We start from the raw sequence: 15873 nt of genomic DNA, 5'->3' as shown, positions 1-15873 counted from the left end.
CTGAAAGGCTCTTTTTTTACTTTTAACTCGCTTTTTTCATTTCTTTACTTGTTAATCGACTGTGTTTACGAGAATAACCGACATATACAAATATACCAAGCACAATCCATATGCTAAAATACAGCCATGTTGTTTTAGGAAGATTAATCATTAAAAATAAACAAGATAATACAGATAAAATTGGTAAAACAGGTACAAACGGCATTGTAAATCCACGTTTTAAAGTTGGGTGCGTTTTACGTAAGATGATAATGCTGACGCCCACCATGCCGAAAGTTAAAAGAGCTCCGATATTTGCTAAATTCGCAAGTTCTTTTAGATCAATAAACCCTGAAATTAACGCTCCGATAATCCCTACTAGCCAAGTAGAAAGAGTCGGAACTCCTGTTTTCTCATTTGTTTTAGCAAATGCTTTTGGCAGCAAGCCGTCGCGGCTCATGGAGAATAAAATGCGTGTTGCTGCATAAATGTAGGCGAAAATAACAGCCATGATTCCAATGACAGCTCCTGCAGCAATAACTCCTGCCACTGCATTTTGTCCTACTGAATGGAGAACATAGGCCATTGCTTCTGGGACATTCAGTTCTTTGTACGAAACAACTCCGGTCATAACAAGGCATACTGCTACATAAATAATCGTGCAGATCACAAGTGAACTAATAATTCCAATGGGCAAATTGCGCTGCGGATTCTTTACTTCTTCTGCTGATGTAGATAAGGCATCAAAACCTAAGAAAGCAAAAAATACGGCCGCGCCCCCTGTCACAACACCTTCAACTCCATAAGGCATAAAAGGAGTCCAATTAGACGGTTTTACATAAAAAGCTCCTACAATAATAAAGAGAAGGATAATAAATAATTTAACCAGCACCATAAAGTTATTCACTTTTTTACTTTCTTTTGTTCCTCTTGAAAGCAGCCATGTAATAAGAAGTGTAATACAAATAGCAGGAAGGTTCACTAGACCTCCATTTGCAGGTATCGTAATCAATTCTTTTGGCAGTGAAAAACCGAAGCCTTCTAAAAAGTTGTTAAAATAAGAAGACCATCCATTTGCTACTGCTGACATTGTTAACAAATAGACAGAAAGCAACGTCCAGCCCATTAAGTGTGCTACCACTTCGCCGATGGTTGCATATGTATAGGTGTAAACACTCCCAGATACAGGTATAGTTGAAGCAAATTCCGCATAGCACAGCGCTGCAAAACCGCATACAATAGAAGCCAATATAAAAGAAAAAATAACGGCTGGTCCAGCATCGTTAGCAGCTACTAAGCCTGTTAATACTAAAACCCCTGTTCCTATTACGGCTCCAATACCAAGAAGAGTCAAATCGAATGCTCCTAATGTTTTGACTAGAGATTTGTTTTGGCTTTGTTCTAATAATTGCTCGATTGACTTCTTTTTAAATAGTTTTCCCATTGCACTCTCTCCTCTCTGTTGCCACTCATCACTTAAAAAAACTTGAAAATGACGTTTTCCCTATTTGGCTGCGCGTTTTTACTTCAGATACAGAAGTAATTATATAGAAATAATTACTAACTTGTCTATTAGTATACTAATATCATTATATATATTTCAAGAGTTTTTGTAAGCGATTTCTTAATATTGCTCTATTTTGGATTTATAAACTAAATAAAGAGATTATCATTGTGCTTATGTATAATAAGTTTGAATAAAAATAATATTCTAAAAAATTATTTTATATGTTTTTAGATAACTTTTTTACTAACTATCTTCAGATGTAAATTCCTGACCTAGAGATTATTTACAGAACAATGAATGTTTTATCTTACCGGGTGTTATAATGATGAAAACTGAAGTGTATGAAGGGCGGAGAGAGATGCTTAACTTACTTATTGGCTGTATTTTACTAGCATTAGGAGTGTACTTTATGTTTAAATTTCTTTTTTACTCTCCTTCTAAAAAAAAGCGAGATCAGCAGAACATGAACGAACCATCAGATGAGGCTTCGGCTTCAGCTTCATCCCGTACAAACGATTCGAATGGAATAAGATAAATTTTTTTTATAAAATACCGGCGTTTGTCTAAGGCAAAAGTTATACTGCTGATATATATTATCTTATACCCTTCTAGTTCAATATTCCCTTCATTTTGGTGTAAGACAAGATGAAGGGAATCACTATCCGACTTAAAAAAATCGGATTTTTCTATTTAGTAAGGTAAATAGCTTCAATAAACTCTGTTTGAATTCTTTTCTTTATTCAAGTGTACAGCTGCCTCTTCCACACTTACTGTTCCTATATTTTTCTTCCCGTGCTTTCGCATAGCAAGCGATTCATTTTCCACTTCTTTATCTCCTATCACGGCCATATAAGGAACTTTCTGCATTTCTGCTTCTCGAATTTTCAGCCCTATTTTTTCAATGCGATCGTCTACTTCAACACGATACCCTTTTAACTCCAGCTCGTGTTTCACTTTATATGCATATTCCACATGCGGCGGTGCAATAGGCAATAGTTTGAGTTGAACAGGAGCTAACCAAAGAGGAAATTGACCTTCGTAATGTTCAATCAAGATGGCCATAAATCGTTCAACGGAACCGTATATAGCGCGGTGAATCATTACGGGACGATGAGGTTTATTGTCTTCTCCAATATACATACAGTCAAACTTCTCTGGCATTAAGAAATCAAGCTGAACTGTTCCGCACTGCCAGCTGCGACCTAAGGAATCTAAAATATGAAAATCGATTTTCGGCCCATAAAAAGCTCCGTCTCCTTCATTCACCTGATAGTCTAAGCCTTTTTCACTTAACACAGATTGAAGCGACTTTTCTGCTTGGTTCCATGTTTCAATATTTCCCATGAATTTTTCAGGTCGTGTGGATAGCTCCACTTTGTAATCGAAGCCAAAATGTGAGTAAAAGTCATGGATAAACGCTAGAATGCGGCTAATCTCAGCTTCGATCTGACTGAGTTCTACGAATAAATGAGCGTCGTCCTGTGTGAATGAACGGACTCTTAGCAATCCGTTTAAAGATCCAGAAAGCTCGTGACGGTGAACTAATCCAAGCTCTGCGTATCGAATCGGAAGTTCTCGGTAGCTTCTTCGCTTGCTGCTAAACAATAAAATGGCTCCCGGACAATTCATCGGTTTAATCGCATAGTTTTGTTCGTCAACATTTGAAAAATATATATTCTCATGATAGTGCTCCCAGTGCCCTGATTGTTCCCACAGCTCCTGTTTCATCATGATGGGTGTTTTTATCTCTTGATAGCCTGCTTTATAATGCTTTTGTTTCCAGTAGTTCTCTAACTCGTTTCGAATAATCATTCCGTTAGGTAAGAAAAATGGCATACCAGGAGCTTCTTCTATTGACATAAACAGCTCCAGTTCTTGACCTAATTTTTGATGATTTCGCTTTTCTGCTTCCATTTGTTTTGACATGTTCATTCCTCCAATATGTTTTTATTTAACAAAAAAACCGCACTCATCCCTAGTAAAGGGACGAATGCGGCCGTGGTACCACCCTAATTCCGTAAAATACCCATACGTATTTTACGCTTAAAAAGATAACGGTTCTACCGGTTGCGGTTTCAGTGTATACACATTCCCCGCCGCAGCTCCAAGGTGGTAAATTCATTTCGTTTTCTAAGGGTTCTCAGCCAGTGACCCTACTCTCTGTAAAGAAAATTCAAAAATGATTCATGTCCTTTTCATTGCTTGTATATTCTTTTTTTCTACATAAAAAACCGCACTCATCCCTAGTGAAGGGACGAATGCGGCCGTGGTACCACCCTAATTCCGTAAAATACCCATACGTATTTTACGCTTAAAAAGATAACGGTTTTACCGATTGCAGTTTCAGTTATGCACGTTCCCTGCAATAGCTCTAAGGTGGTAAATTAGATGATTTCTTAAGGGCTCTCAGCCAGTGGCCCTATTCTCTGCGAAGAAAACAGCATCTAATTCGTGTCCTTTTCATTGCCAAATACTGTTTATTAGTTGTTAAAAGCGATTATAGTGTATAAATTTAACAGAAGTCAAGAAGTAATTTTTTATTTTTTAATGGTATAGAATTACTTTATGCTTAAATTTTTGAAAAGTTACTTAAGAATACACGGACTGAAAAAGTTTTTTATTATACTATTAACGACTACTTTTCATTCTTATTTTCACCTTTATTTTCATAACAATAAAGGCGAAAAAGAAAGATACTATAAGTCCTTATTTGTTTTATCTAAGCGGTAGTAACGAAGTGAAACCCAATACTATCCCAAATCAGAACAAATAACATAGCACAAGCATTATCAGGTTTTTTATTTATATATTAAAATATTAAATACACCTTTTTCTGCTCACCCAAATAGTTGACTTCAATCCGTAGAAACTATTTTTTATCTATCTTTAGAGGGAAGCTCATCATTCATGCTTCTACTTTGCGGAAAAATCCGTTTTTTCCTGATTTGTTCTTTAAGAATAACATCAAGTTGCCGCTGAACTTTCCTTGTTTCATTTGTCGAAAAATACAGGTGAGCCAGATTTACTGTTTCTAACGGATCCTTGGTCAAATTGTACATTTCAATTTGATCGGGAACACGTGTTGTTTTAAGGGTAGTAAAACTTACAGGGTAACCTTCATATTGCTCCCGGTGATTGACTTTATCTTTTTCTTCAGCTGCTGACCAAAATTGCGGATTATCATGATAACGAGCGTATTTCCAAATTTCCTTTCCTGCCGCTGACGAAAACTCGACAATGACCGCTTGAATGTGATTAGGCTGAACAACTGACGGGTAGCTTTCTCCTAAAAAATTTGTTTGGTGAAGTCCTTTTGTCGGGTCATCATCCGTCATGAAGAAAATCGGTGTTTGCACTTGCTCAAGAGACGATTCTCCTCGAAGTATACCTGACAGGTCTCGCCCAACAAATGGATGTACTTCCGTATGACTTTTTTGTAATTGCTTTTGAACAGCGGAAGCATCGATATTAGCTAAACTAAGCATTGTCGGAATCAAGTCAACGTGACTAGTCATCAGGTCTGTACGTTGATAATTGGGAAATAAACATTTGTTGTGAATGAGAAGCGGAACGTGAATAGATTCTTCATACATGTTGTACCATTTTTGATGTAGTCCACCGTGAGCTCCAAGCAAATCACCATGATCAGAGGTAAAAATAATAATTGTATTTTCATAGAACGAAGATTGTTCGATGGTCCGAAGAACTTTTAAAATTTGTTTATCAACATTTTTTTGCAGCTGATAATACAAGCGCCGGTAGAAGCTAGAATTTGGCGTCGGCTGCAGCGCTTTTGGATAGATGTATTTATAGCTGCTTTGAGCGCTAGGCTTTGTTTGCAAAGATTCTCTAATGGTAGGTGGCGGATCGATGTTCGGAATCGTCTCATCAATAGAAAACTGAAACATAGGAAGGTGTTTGGTAATCGCTCCAAACAGCGCAATGTCATGCGGGTTCACAAACGAACCTACCATGAGCCAAGGCTGCGCAGTCGCTTGATGTTCTAATCGTTGAATAAGCTCTATGATTTCCTCTGCATATATTTCGTCTCGTCCGCTCACTCCAACGGCCGCGGATGAACCAGAATTGTGCGGGTTTCTCCCTTCCGGTTCTGGACCAATCCACCCTGAAAACCCAAACTTTTCAAGCTTATTAGCCTGTTGATAGAGGCACTCTTTCTCTAGATCCGGTATTCCTGTTTGCATCTGGTAGCTAGAAAAAACGTTATGTGTTCCTGGAATTAAGATGTTCTCATCAGAAATGTGCCATTTTCCTTTATAAAAGGTTTGATACCCAGCCTGCTTAAAATAATCTCCCATCGTCGGGATGGTATTAGGCTGCAGCCAAAACATATCAGGATCTTGTGACTTCTTTGCGATACCTTGCGTTTGCGTAACTCCGTGCAAGGAAGGATACTGCCCTGTAAACAATGTGGCTCGACTTGGTGAACAGGCTGTAGAACCGACGTAGTGACGGGTAAATTCCATTCCATGCTGTTTTAAAAATTCATGTGCTTTTAAATGTTTTTTTCGCCACTTTTTTAGTTCTTTACTTTCATATAAGGGTGGAAATCGCTCCTCGTCCACGATAATTAACAAAAAATTAGGCTGCTTCTGCATGTTTACTCCTCCGCGTGTTTATCAAATTTTCTGTATTGATAAACTATGTAAAAAGCACTTTTTTTAGAAGAACGGAGTACGATTCATGTCTTTTTATGCCCAAACAAAAAAGACTTGGAGGATTTCTCTAAGTCTTTCATAGCTCATTTCAATACGATATTCCTTATTTTTTGTATGCTTTTAGCTACTGATTTCGTTTATAGGTACCAATGATACTAGGTATACCTACGATTATGCTTATCATAAAACTCCACATCATATAGCGCCAATCCCCTGTAAAAAGCGCTACTCCCATAAAAAAAACGAGCTGACCAGCAAGAGCTAACCATGAAGCTATCCAAGCAAACATCATATTCTCTTTCACGTTATCACCTCATATTTTTAAGTATGAATGACTTCTTATATTTTACCATTAAATTCCAATTTTAAAGGTTGTTCTACTGTTTATTTTATGTACATAACTAAAAAAGCTAATAGCAGCGCGCAGCTAGCCATTAGCTTTTTCATCATTTTGCAAATACATGATGTCCTATTTTAATTGTTTCTTGTTTTTGGCGCAGCCATTGATCTCCCGTTTTATCAGGATTAAAGAAGAATAATGAACCTTTTCCTTGACCCTGGAAGTTAATTGCTTCTTCTACAGCTTTTTTTGAATCTGTGTCTGCAGGTTTATTAATTTGACCGTTGCTGACCGGACTATACTGACCTTTTTGATAAATAACGCCTTTTACAGTGTCCGGGAATTTGCTGCTGTCGACTCTGTTTAATACAACTGTCGCCACGGCTACTTTGCCTGCATAAGGCTCTCCTTTGGCTTCAGCTGATACAAGACGAGCTAATAATTCTTTATCATTTTTATTTACTTGAATGTGCTGTTCATGAGCGGGCGCTGCAGCAAATGCTGAGTAACCTGCACCAAAACTTGGGATAAGCATTGCTATAGCAATCACTAGTTTCTTTATCATAAAAATAAAAAGCCTCCTTGCTATTTCTTGACGTGGTTCATATGCTAGCAGAAATATAGGAGTCTTTCATTACAAAAAATTATCCAGTTCCAAAAGAAATTGGATGTTATTGTCTTCTTCAAACAATCTTTAGCTTATAAAACTGGACCTTTTATGATTACGTATTAGTTGCACTTCTAAATCTTAAAGAAATTATATTTTTTCTGTTTGAAATATAAAGTTTGAACTGTATATTTCCTTAACTACTGAAGAAAGAATATCAATTCCTTTCTTTAACTCCTCATCTGCAGCAGTAAGACTTATGCGAATGCACTCCCGGTTGTGAGAAGAAGATTGGCTACCGTGAAAGAATGACCCGCCTGGCACTACAATCAAGTTTTCTGCTTTTAATTTATTGTATAGATCGGTATCACTGAAAGGCAAACCTTCTAACCAAAGCCAACCAAATAACGAACCTTCCGCTTTGTGCAAATACCAAGGAATATCATCCGGCATACGTATAGTTAAAAGATTTTTTAAATAGTCATGTTTTTGTTTATAATGAGTTCTTATATGGTTAGCTGAAATTCCGGCTAACTGCCCGCTTTTTAAGGTGCTAACCACCATTCGCTGACCTAACCTAGAAGAGTGAATCAAAATATTTGATTGAAATGCTTCCATTACTTTTATGAAGTCACTTTTTCCTATAGCAATTCCTATTCTCTCTCCAGGCAATCCGACTTTAGAAAGACTCATGCAGTGAATGATATTATCATGTATGATTGGATCCATTTCAATAAAATTAATAGCAGGAAAAGGCGGTGCGTAAGCTGAATCAATTAGCAATGGAATTTGATATTCCTTGCACACTTGGGATATAAGCTGTACGGATTCTTCAGAAAGAATGTTGCCGCTTGGGTTATTAGGTCTTGATAATACAACAGCTCCGACGTCTGGGTCCTGAGCTATTTTATCTTTAAATGCTTGTTTGTTAAATTCATAACGAAACGTATGATGATCAAGCTTTGAGAGGATAGGAGGAATTCCTTCTATTACACCTTCCTCAAGCGCGACTCCACTATACCCAGCGTAATCTGGCAGCATAGGTATTAATGCTTTTTTTACCCTTCCTTCTTTACTTGTACCGCAAAACGAATTTAAAGCTAAAAAAAAGAGATTTTGACTTCCCGAAGTGATCAAGACTTGTTCTCTGTCCAGTTTAATATGATAATTCGTAAAGAAATATTCTCTTATGCAATCAATTAATTCATGCGTACCGTAACTAGAACCATATTGGCTAATCAAATTTTTTAATTGTTTGTCGTTCACAATATCCTTTAAAGCTTCTTCCCACATTTCATAAACTTGAGGGAGAATGGCGGGGTTGCCAGCACTTAAATTCACATATTGATTAAGATTGGAATTGAGCACTTCTTGGATATCATGCATAATAGCGCGAACGCCTACTTTATTAGTCATTTTGTTTCCTATTTTACTTAAATGCAAAGCAGTCACTAGTGCACCTTCTCCTTAAAGATTATGGTCATCGAATAGTAAGTATGGAACTTCAATCTTTTTATTTTGCTGATTAATAAAGTAATTGTCCGGGATAATAAATTTATCATCGTTCTCACTAGGTAATAAGTATTTTCGAACATAATGTTCAGCTTCTTCTTTATAGTCAAGGTCACTTTGAATCGTTTCAAGTTCTTCAATTTCTTTTACTAAAAGATCCAGTTCTTTTAAGCATATGTCTAAATCTAAATAAGCATGGTCTCCTTTTCGGGATATTGAACGCCCATTTGCAACTAACCAGCTAAAAAGAAAAAATCCTGTTCCAGAATCAAAGTTTCGGGGTGCATTATGCTGACTAGGGTATCTTAAAAGTCGTTCAAAGAGAACAAATTCCGTTATCTCTTCCCAAAAAGGATATTTTCTTTTATAAAGAGTCAGCACCGTCTGGCAATCTACTTTAACTTCTTCTAGTATGCCTGCAAAAAAATTCATTTTCGCCTGTATATGTTGGTCAAAAGGTTTATTTCCGCAGTGATGGTAATAATCATGCAGATATCCCCAAATCACCCTTGCCTGATAAGTGTCTTCTCTATTCATAGTATGAGATTTAAAGTTAAAATCAGGAAAGATAGAATACGCTCTTTTTAATGTATCCTGATTGTATATGCTGTGAAATTTATTAAAGAAAAATATCGCGAAGTTTTGACTTGTTACCTTTTCTTTTGTTTTTACATTCTCAGGGAAAAATACAATACACTTCCCTTCCATAAATCCTTGAGTACCAGCTAACAGCTTTAAAGATTCACATCCATTTTTAGGATGAGGAAGGTCTGCTTCAATGGATTTCATGATTTCAGGTTCATCACGAACGGCGATAAAGGCTTCTAAATAAAACCCTCTTTTTGTAGGGCCATTAGGCGTTACAATCGGTCCTAAAAAGAACGTCGCCTCCCCGTTTGCAGGCGGGCTATAAGCAATTAACGTTTGATCAAAATAAGGAGCTTGATCGAGTCCTCTTTCAATCCAATCACATACGTCATTTTTTAATGCATTCCACACTACAGGTAAATTTAAAGAGTTATATATTGTTTCAGTTTCAGCAACTACTTTTAATAAGAGTTCTCTAGCTTTTTCGTAATTTCTTTTGACCTCTCCATTTGGGCCCTGATATTTTCTTATCTCATATAGAGCAGGTACTATTTTATCGTTTAATAACTCCACTAAACTTTGGGTATGATTTTTTGTTAACATGATTAAAACCCTCCTTTTTTAGAACAGCTACTTAGCAGAAATATTTTTAGATGATGTAAGAGTAGAGTTATTTGTGTTTTTCTCTACTTGCTTTTTCAAGTTAATAAATATAACCCCTGCTATTACAAATGCTGTACCTATATAGACCTGTTTGTTTAATGTTTCACCTAAAAAGACAAACCCTACATATAAGGCGATAACCGGTGAAATAAATAAATGCGCCGTTGCTTTTGATATATGCCATTTTTTTAATAAATAAATATTAATAGAAAACCCCAAGACCGACCCTATAATGGCCAAATATAATAATGAGATAAGACTAATACCAGAGAAAGTGCGGTTTCCATTTTCTACAAACAAACTAACAATCAGTAAACAAGCGCCTCCACTTAGCATCGAAAAAGAATTAAAGGTCATAATAGGCAAGGATTTTATGCGAGATTGAACTTGAACAGTTATAAAAGCAGAACCTAGCATAGCCATTAAAATGACAATCATGGCTACTATTTGAATCACATTCCCCTGTATAAACAGCTGATTTCCAAATACAACGCTCATACCAATTAAGCACATGACTACACCTATCTTTTGTCCTTTTGTAGCTGGTGTTCCTTTAAATAAGCGATTAAATAAAAGGGCAAACACTGAAATGCTGGCAGCTAAAACGGAAACAAGCCCGCTTGGCAAATAGACGGATGCCCAATAAACAGAACCAAACGGTAGAGCAAAGTACAAAATTCCGTTTAATGCTGAAATAATTACTACTTCTTTTGAAATGGCCATTTTTTTTGTGAGTAAGAGGTAGAGGGCAATTATTAAACTAGCAATTAAAAACCTCATACCTGCTGACCATAGAGGCAAGCTATCCTTTAATCCAGTCTTTTGAAAAGCCCATGTCGTTCCCCCGATGACGGCTAATAGACAAAACAAAAGATGTACATGAATACGGGTTAATTTAGAAATCACTGTTTCACCTTATTTCTTTTTTAAAGTTAAGCCTATTTTCTTCCGTGGAGCGTAAAACACATCGGCACTTCTCCAAAATCTTTTACAACTGTTAACCCCTGCTCGTTAGCGGCTTTACTCGTTGTAATACATGCGTCTACCTTTCCTTCTAAGCAATCAATCGCCGCTTGAGCATTACTATTTACTAACTGAACATTAGGACTGATGGAATGAGCTAAATCAACAGGGGCAGGATGTGAAGCAATTAACAGGTTATTGTTTGTTATCACCTCTTCTTTTGAGGCAAGCACCATGTTATACGTTGGCATAATAAAGCTATCTACTAGCTCTAAACTAGTTAAGTTTTTGAATACAATATCATGTAAGTAAGGATATACCGCGCAGCCTAGAAGAGCAGAACTCTCTGTTTCTTTCACATGAACTAAAGCTTCTTCCAACGTTTGATGCAAAAAGACCTGACCTTGTATGCTTTGGCGTTCGAACCACAGATAGCCTGCTTTTTCACAATTTGTTCCTTCAGGCCCTAAGGTATGGATAATGCTAATTTTTTGAAGCTGCTTATTTTTCTTACTAGACGACTCTGCAACTATCATAGCCTTTGATACCCCCTATGCGTTTACTTTATTTTTATAAACGATTTTTACTTTGTTATCTAAATAGCTGTAATACTGCTCACAGTCGTAATAAGAGTCATGAGTGGTTAAAATAAATCCAGGGTAACCTGAAAAGTGCGGATATGGTAAAATGTCTGTCCCTTTAGTTATAAATTGAATAACCCTTTTTACTTCAGTATCTCTACGCACGTCTTCTAAGCCTCGAATTTCTTTAAAAATCCCATAGCCTTGCACAGGGATAATGTAGTTGCCCACCACTTTCTTTCGTTTTCTTTCATTTTTTAATACAGGAGGTTTTAATCCTAATACATAGTAAAAAACTAGCTCCATATAGTTAATACCTGTACTTTCCTTTACGATATAATGAGAAATCCCAGATCCTCCAATGCGCGCTCCTATTTCAATTACATAAGGTTTTCCCGCTGGATCCAGGCGTAATTCAATATGAGCCGGGCCATCCTCAATCCCTAAAGCATTTGCTGCTCTAGCTGCTTCTCGTGCAATAGATTGCCAAACGTTTTCTTCTAGCTGAGCTGGAGCTATATAAACACCTTCTTCAAAGAAAGGGCCTTTGGAATTCCCTTTATAACCTATAGAAAGTACATAAACTTCCCCTTCTACAGAAAACGTTTCAATAGCAAACTCTGGCCCGTCTATAAATTGTTCAATTACCATGCCCGTTTTATTTTTTGTGAATTTACTTAGGTCTTCTTCATTTACGCGTCTCACTTTTTCTATGCTGTCAATCAGTTCTTTTTTATTATTCGCTCGTGATACACCTTGACTGGAAAATCCGTTAGAAGGTTTTACTACGACAGGATAAGGCAGTGAAAGATTCTTTAATTCCTCCGTATTTTCAACCTCTTTAAAATACGGAGTGTTAAGATCATTATCTTTTAAAACCTCTCTCATCTTCTGTTTGTTGCGACAGTTACTAATCACAAACGGTGATAAACCAGGTAAGTTTAATTCTTCTGTCAGCTGAGATACAAACTCTAATGCAGGCTCATATAATGTCATAATGCCGTCAAAAGGATTTTTGTGATGCTCTGCTTTAATAATCTCAAGAGCTTTGTCTGGGGTGTGAAATAAATCGATGGGTATGAAATTTTGTACGTTTTTAAGATGCTTAGGTTCTACTTCTTCCTGGTTATAAAAAAACGTCACTTTAATTCCGAGAGCTTCTGCTTCTTCAAAAATAAACGTTAAATATGTATTTTGTAACACAACTGCTAGATGCTTATTTTGTAACGGCATTTACTTCCCCCCTACTTTTAAACAGCTCTTCACTGTTCGATGACTAAATTCTAATGACCGCTTCATATATTTGTCAATTTAATTTTATATAACATTAGGAATATATAGAATATTTGATATATTAGTAAAAAGTTAAGAAAAGAATGGGTTATAGGGTTAATACTAAAGCGAAATTAAAAGCAGGAATTTTGCTATTTGATTATAAAGATATTGTTAGAAAAAATTTAATGAGAATTTTTATAAAAAAAGAAAGGTCGACATAGATTCAACCTTTCTTTTTTATATTTTTTATTAAAATAGATATTAACCATTTATAAAGTTACATCTTTTTCAGCCATCTCATTTAGTATTCTTTTTAATGCAATGTCGGGGTTTAATGCGGGATCCTTTATATTCACTTCTTTCATATTGCGCTCCTTTTTCATAGATATATCCATTTTTCACTTTCTTGTTTGAATTTATGTGAACCCTTTTTGTTTACTATAACGAAAGAGAAAATAAAAATAAAAAGAAGTGAACTTATAATTCACTTCTTTTTTTGACGTAACATTTATTTCATAGGCTGCAAATGATTATTAGCTTTTTGTTTTGCATCACGCTGAACGAAAAAAATGATGCAAAGCGCCAGAAGATATAAACATGCAAAAGCTGTTATGTACCAAAGTGCTGAGGTAATTCCGCTTGCGTCCATAGTAAAGCCAATAAGCGCAGGAAAAATAGCTCCTCCAAGCCCTGAAAAACCAGTAATTAAACTTGTTACAATACGAGCAGATCCGGTAAATGTATGATTAGCATATACCATCGTAATCGAATAGATACCTGACATTGCAAGCCCTAAAAACCCTAATAAAATATAGCCTGCGACAGCTTCTTTTAATACGATAAACAGCACTAAACTCACAATTGTTCCTCCAATGCTGCCAAAAAGATAGCGTTCGTATGTAACGATTCGAATAATCCATCCAGTAGCCACTCGTCCTAATAGCATAGCCACCCAAAAAACGCTTATGCTTAAAGTAGCCTGTGACGGAATTACATCTAGATACGTGATAAAAATAGACGAAAGAAAATTATTCATACTGCTTTCTACTCCGGCGTACATAAAAATCATCACACTAAAAAGAGCAAGTATTTTCCATCTTTGATTTTTAGCAAGCACAGGCGCAGGTTCTGAGTTGGCGTCTGAAGAATCGCTTTCTGAAGTTAAAACAGTCTCTTTTTTAAAAGGAATCATTTTGCAGACCACAACCATTAGTAAAGCTAGTACACTCGTTATAAAAAATGAAAACCTCCAGCTGTTCTGCGAAATCAATAAGCTAGCTACTAACGGCATCAACAGCGCACCTAGACCAAATGATACTTCTAAATAACTCATAACAATAGCTCTTCTACCGATAAATACTTCCATCATTAAAGTAGCTACAACTACTTCCAATGCGGCTACACCAATACCGTTTAAAAAATTGAATGCAATAATCCACTCAAATGGAGGCAATAAAAGCATACCTATTTGTGATAGCGCTATCATTAGTGCGGCAATTGTAAGTAAATTCATTTCTCTGAAGCGTCCTAATAGAAAAGAAGATAGCGGAACTCCTATCAAAAATCCTAAAGAACCTAATAATACAAGCTGTCCGCCAACTGTATAGGACACATGATAATGTGTTAGCAATTGCGGTAAGACGGACCCTACGGCTGTAATGACTAATCCGCCCAGCAAATAAAGCGCATATGAAGCTAGCGCAAACTTTTTCATCTCCCCACTCCCTTAAATTCTCTAAAACGTTCTCTCTGTACTTAATTATAAAGCTTTTCCTTTAGTTGTTAACTGAAATTTGAGAAAAAAACCATTCTTCCTGCTCTACTTAATTTCCAGTCATTTATAAGATAAACCAAAAAGAAGAAGACAGATGTCTCCTTCTTTTTGGTTTTCACTTTACAGTGACGCTTTTAAAATAGCTAAAATATCACCTTTATTTAGTTTTTTAAAGTTACCGAAACCTCCGTACTCCATTTCACGAGCAGCAATTCCAGCAATTTCGTCTAGTCGCTCTTCGCCGATATCGTAATCTGCTAAGCGAGAAGGTGCACCAAGACTGGACCAAAAAGCGCTTAACTTATCGATTCCTTCTAACGCAATTTCTTTGTCGCTTTTACCTGCAGTTTCAATATCGAACATACTTGTCATTACACGCTTCATACGAGTTACATCTTGATCTACAACGTGTCGCATCCAATTTGGGAATAGGATTGCTAAACCGCCTGCGTGAGGAATGTCATATACAGCTGACACTGCGTGTTCAATAGTATGTGAAGCCCAATCTCCAAAGTAGCCCATTTGAAGTGTTCCGTTTAGCGCGATTGTTCCGGAATATAAAATCGTTTCGCGATGCTCGTAGCTTTGCAGATCTTCTAGTAATTTCGGTGCTGTTTCAATTACTGTTTGTAATACGGAATAGCACATACGATCTTGTAAAGGCGTGTTTTTCACGTTATGGAAATATTGTTCAAATACATGGCTCATCATGTCTACCATGCCGTAGATAGTTTGATCTCTAGGAACAGACATCGTGTTCACAGGATCTAATATAGAAAATACAGGATGCGTAACAGAGCTGCCCCAAACGTATTTTTCATTTGTTTCCCAATTCGTAATAACAGAATCAGGATTCATTTCAGAACCTGTTGCTGCCAATGTTAATACCGTTCCAAACGGCAGTGCTTTTGTAGCCGTTACTTTTTTGTTAATAATATCCCAGACGTCTCCTTCATACTCAGCTCCGGCAGCGATTGCTTTTGTGCAGTCAATAACGCTTCCTCCGCCGACTGCTAACATGAAGTCAATGTTTTCATTTCGGCAAATCTCAATTCCTTTTCGTACCGTAGATAGTCTAGGATTTGGCTCTACGCCCGCTAACTCATGTATATTTACGTTTAACTCTTTTAACAGCGTAAGAACTTGATCGTATAAACCGTTTTTCTTAATGCTTCCTCCGCCGTATACAAGCAAAATATTTTTTCCGTATTTCGGGAGTTCTTCTGATAATACTTGAAGCTGATCTTTTCCGAAGATTAATTTTGTGGGATTATGATAAATGAAATTTTCCATACTATCTGTATACCTCCTAGTTGAATATAAAGTAAGTTGTCGCATTACGCGAACAAGAATGTAAGTATAAATGTAAAACAAAAATTTTTCAAGAGTTAAGTTCTCAAATCGC

At 36.5% G+C, this 15873-nt stretch carries 13 protein-coding genes and 2 other annotated features; of the genes, 1 reads left to right on the top strand and 12 read right to left on the bottom strand.

The window, feature by feature from the left end; translation table 11 throughout:
• Positions 1 to 22 precede the first annotated feature (22 nt).
• Positions 23 to 1423 carry an amino acid permease gene (locus tag JNUCC25_RS12190; protein ID WP_029321836.1) on the bottom strand — a complete coding sequence of 467 codons (1401 nt, stop codon included), beginning with the start codon at positions 1421 to 1423 and terminating at the stop codon, positions 23 to 25.
• Between the two features lie 385 nt (positions 1424 to 1808).
• On the opposite strand from JNUCC25_RS12190, the gene JNUCC25_RS12185 reads away from it, so the two are divergent.
• Positions 1809 to 2021: a hypothetical protein gene (locus JNUCC25_RS12185; protein WP_029321834.1), complete on the top strand. Its 213-nt coding sequence runs from the start codon at positions 1809 to 1811 to the stop codon at positions 2019 to 2021.
• A 173-nt stretch (positions 2022 to 2194) separates the two neighbouring features.
• On the opposite strand, the gene thrS is transcribed toward JNUCC25_RS12185, so the two are convergent.
• The 11 genes from thrS to JNUCC25_RS12130 all read right to left on the bottom strand — a co-directional run bounded on the left by thrS (position 2195) and on the right by JNUCC25_RS12130 (position 15761).
• A complete protein-coding gene (gene thrS / locus JNUCC25_RS12180; protein ID WP_064471682.1) occupies positions 2195 to 3412 on the bottom strand; it encodes a threonine--tRNA ligase in 1218 nt (405 codons plus the stop codon).
• 53 nt (positions 3413 to 3465) lie between these two features.
• Positions 3466 to 3694, bottom strand: a binding site (T-box leader).
• Positions 3695 to 3733: 39 nt separating this feature from the next.
• Positions 3734 to 3959, bottom strand: a binding site (T-box leader).
• A 403-nt stretch (positions 3960 to 4362) separates the two neighbouring features.
• Positions 4363 to 6105 carry a sulfatase-like hydrolase/transferase gene (locus tag JNUCC25_RS12175; protein ID WP_029321832.1) on the bottom strand — a complete coding sequence of 581 codons (1743 nt, stop codon included), beginning with the start codon at positions 6103 to 6105 and terminating at the stop codon, positions 4363 to 4365.
• A 184-nt stretch (positions 6106 to 6289) separates the two neighbouring features.
• The gene (locus JNUCC25_RS12170; RefSeq protein WP_035438973.1) at positions 6290 to 6469 is read right to left on the bottom strand and encodes a hypothetical protein; all 180 of its coding nucleotides are present in this window, start codon (positions 6467 to 6469) and stop codon (positions 6290 to 6292) included.
• A gap of 142 nt (positions 6470 to 6611) precedes the next feature.
• Positions 6612 to 7070, bottom strand: coding sequence for a cell wall hydrolase (locus JNUCC25_RS12165; RefSeq protein WP_029321830.1), 459 nt, complete (start codon positions 7068 to 7070; stop codon positions 6612 to 6614).
• Positions 7071 to 7262: 192 nt separating this feature from the next.
• Positions 7263 to 8564: a valine--pyruvate transaminase gene (locus tag JNUCC25_RS12160; RefSeq protein WP_064471681.1), complete on the bottom strand. Its 1302-nt coding sequence runs from the start codon at positions 8562 to 8564 to the stop codon at positions 7263 to 7265.
• 15 nt (positions 8565 to 8579) lie between these two features.
• A complete protein-coding gene (locus JNUCC25_RS12155; protein WP_029321826.1) occupies positions 8580 to 9815 on the bottom strand; it encodes a DUF6421 family protein in 1236 nt (411 codons plus the stop codon).
• A gap of 27 nt (positions 9816 to 9842) precedes the next feature.
• The gene (locus tag JNUCC25_RS12150; protein WP_013057086.1) at positions 9843 to 10781 is read right to left on the bottom strand and encodes a DMT family transporter; all 939 of its coding nucleotides are present in this window, start codon (positions 10779 to 10781) and stop codon (positions 9843 to 9845) included.
• 32 nt (positions 10782 to 10813) lie between these two features.
• Positions 10814 to 11374: a hypothetical protein gene (locus JNUCC25_RS12145; RefSeq protein ID WP_028408503.1), complete on the bottom strand. Its 561-nt coding sequence runs from the start codon at positions 11372 to 11374 to the stop codon at positions 10814 to 10816.
• Between the two features lie 15 nt (positions 11375 to 11389).
• Positions 11390 to 12652, bottom strand: a complete 1263-nt coding sequence (locus JNUCC25_RS12140) for an ATP-grasp domain-containing protein (protein WP_029321816.1) — start codon at positions 12650 to 12652, stop codon at positions 11390 to 11392.
• Positions 12653 to 13202: 550 nt separating this feature from the next.
• Positions 13203 to 14408: an MFS transporter gene (locus JNUCC25_RS12135; protein WP_029321813.1), complete on the bottom strand. Its 1206-nt coding sequence runs from the start codon at positions 14406 to 14408 to the stop codon at positions 13203 to 13205.
• A gap of 180 nt (positions 14409 to 14588) precedes the next feature.
• Complete coding sequence (locus tag JNUCC25_RS12130; protein ID WP_013057081.1) at positions 14589 to 15761, bottom strand: iron-containing alcohol dehydrogenase; 1173 nt, start codon at positions 15759 to 15761, stop codon at positions 14589 to 14591.
• Positions 15762 to 15873 lie beyond the last annotated feature (112 nt).

This window comes from Priestia sp. JNUCC 25 (assembly GCF_053667915.1).
This window is presented reverse-complemented; position numbering and strand designations above follow the sequence as displayed.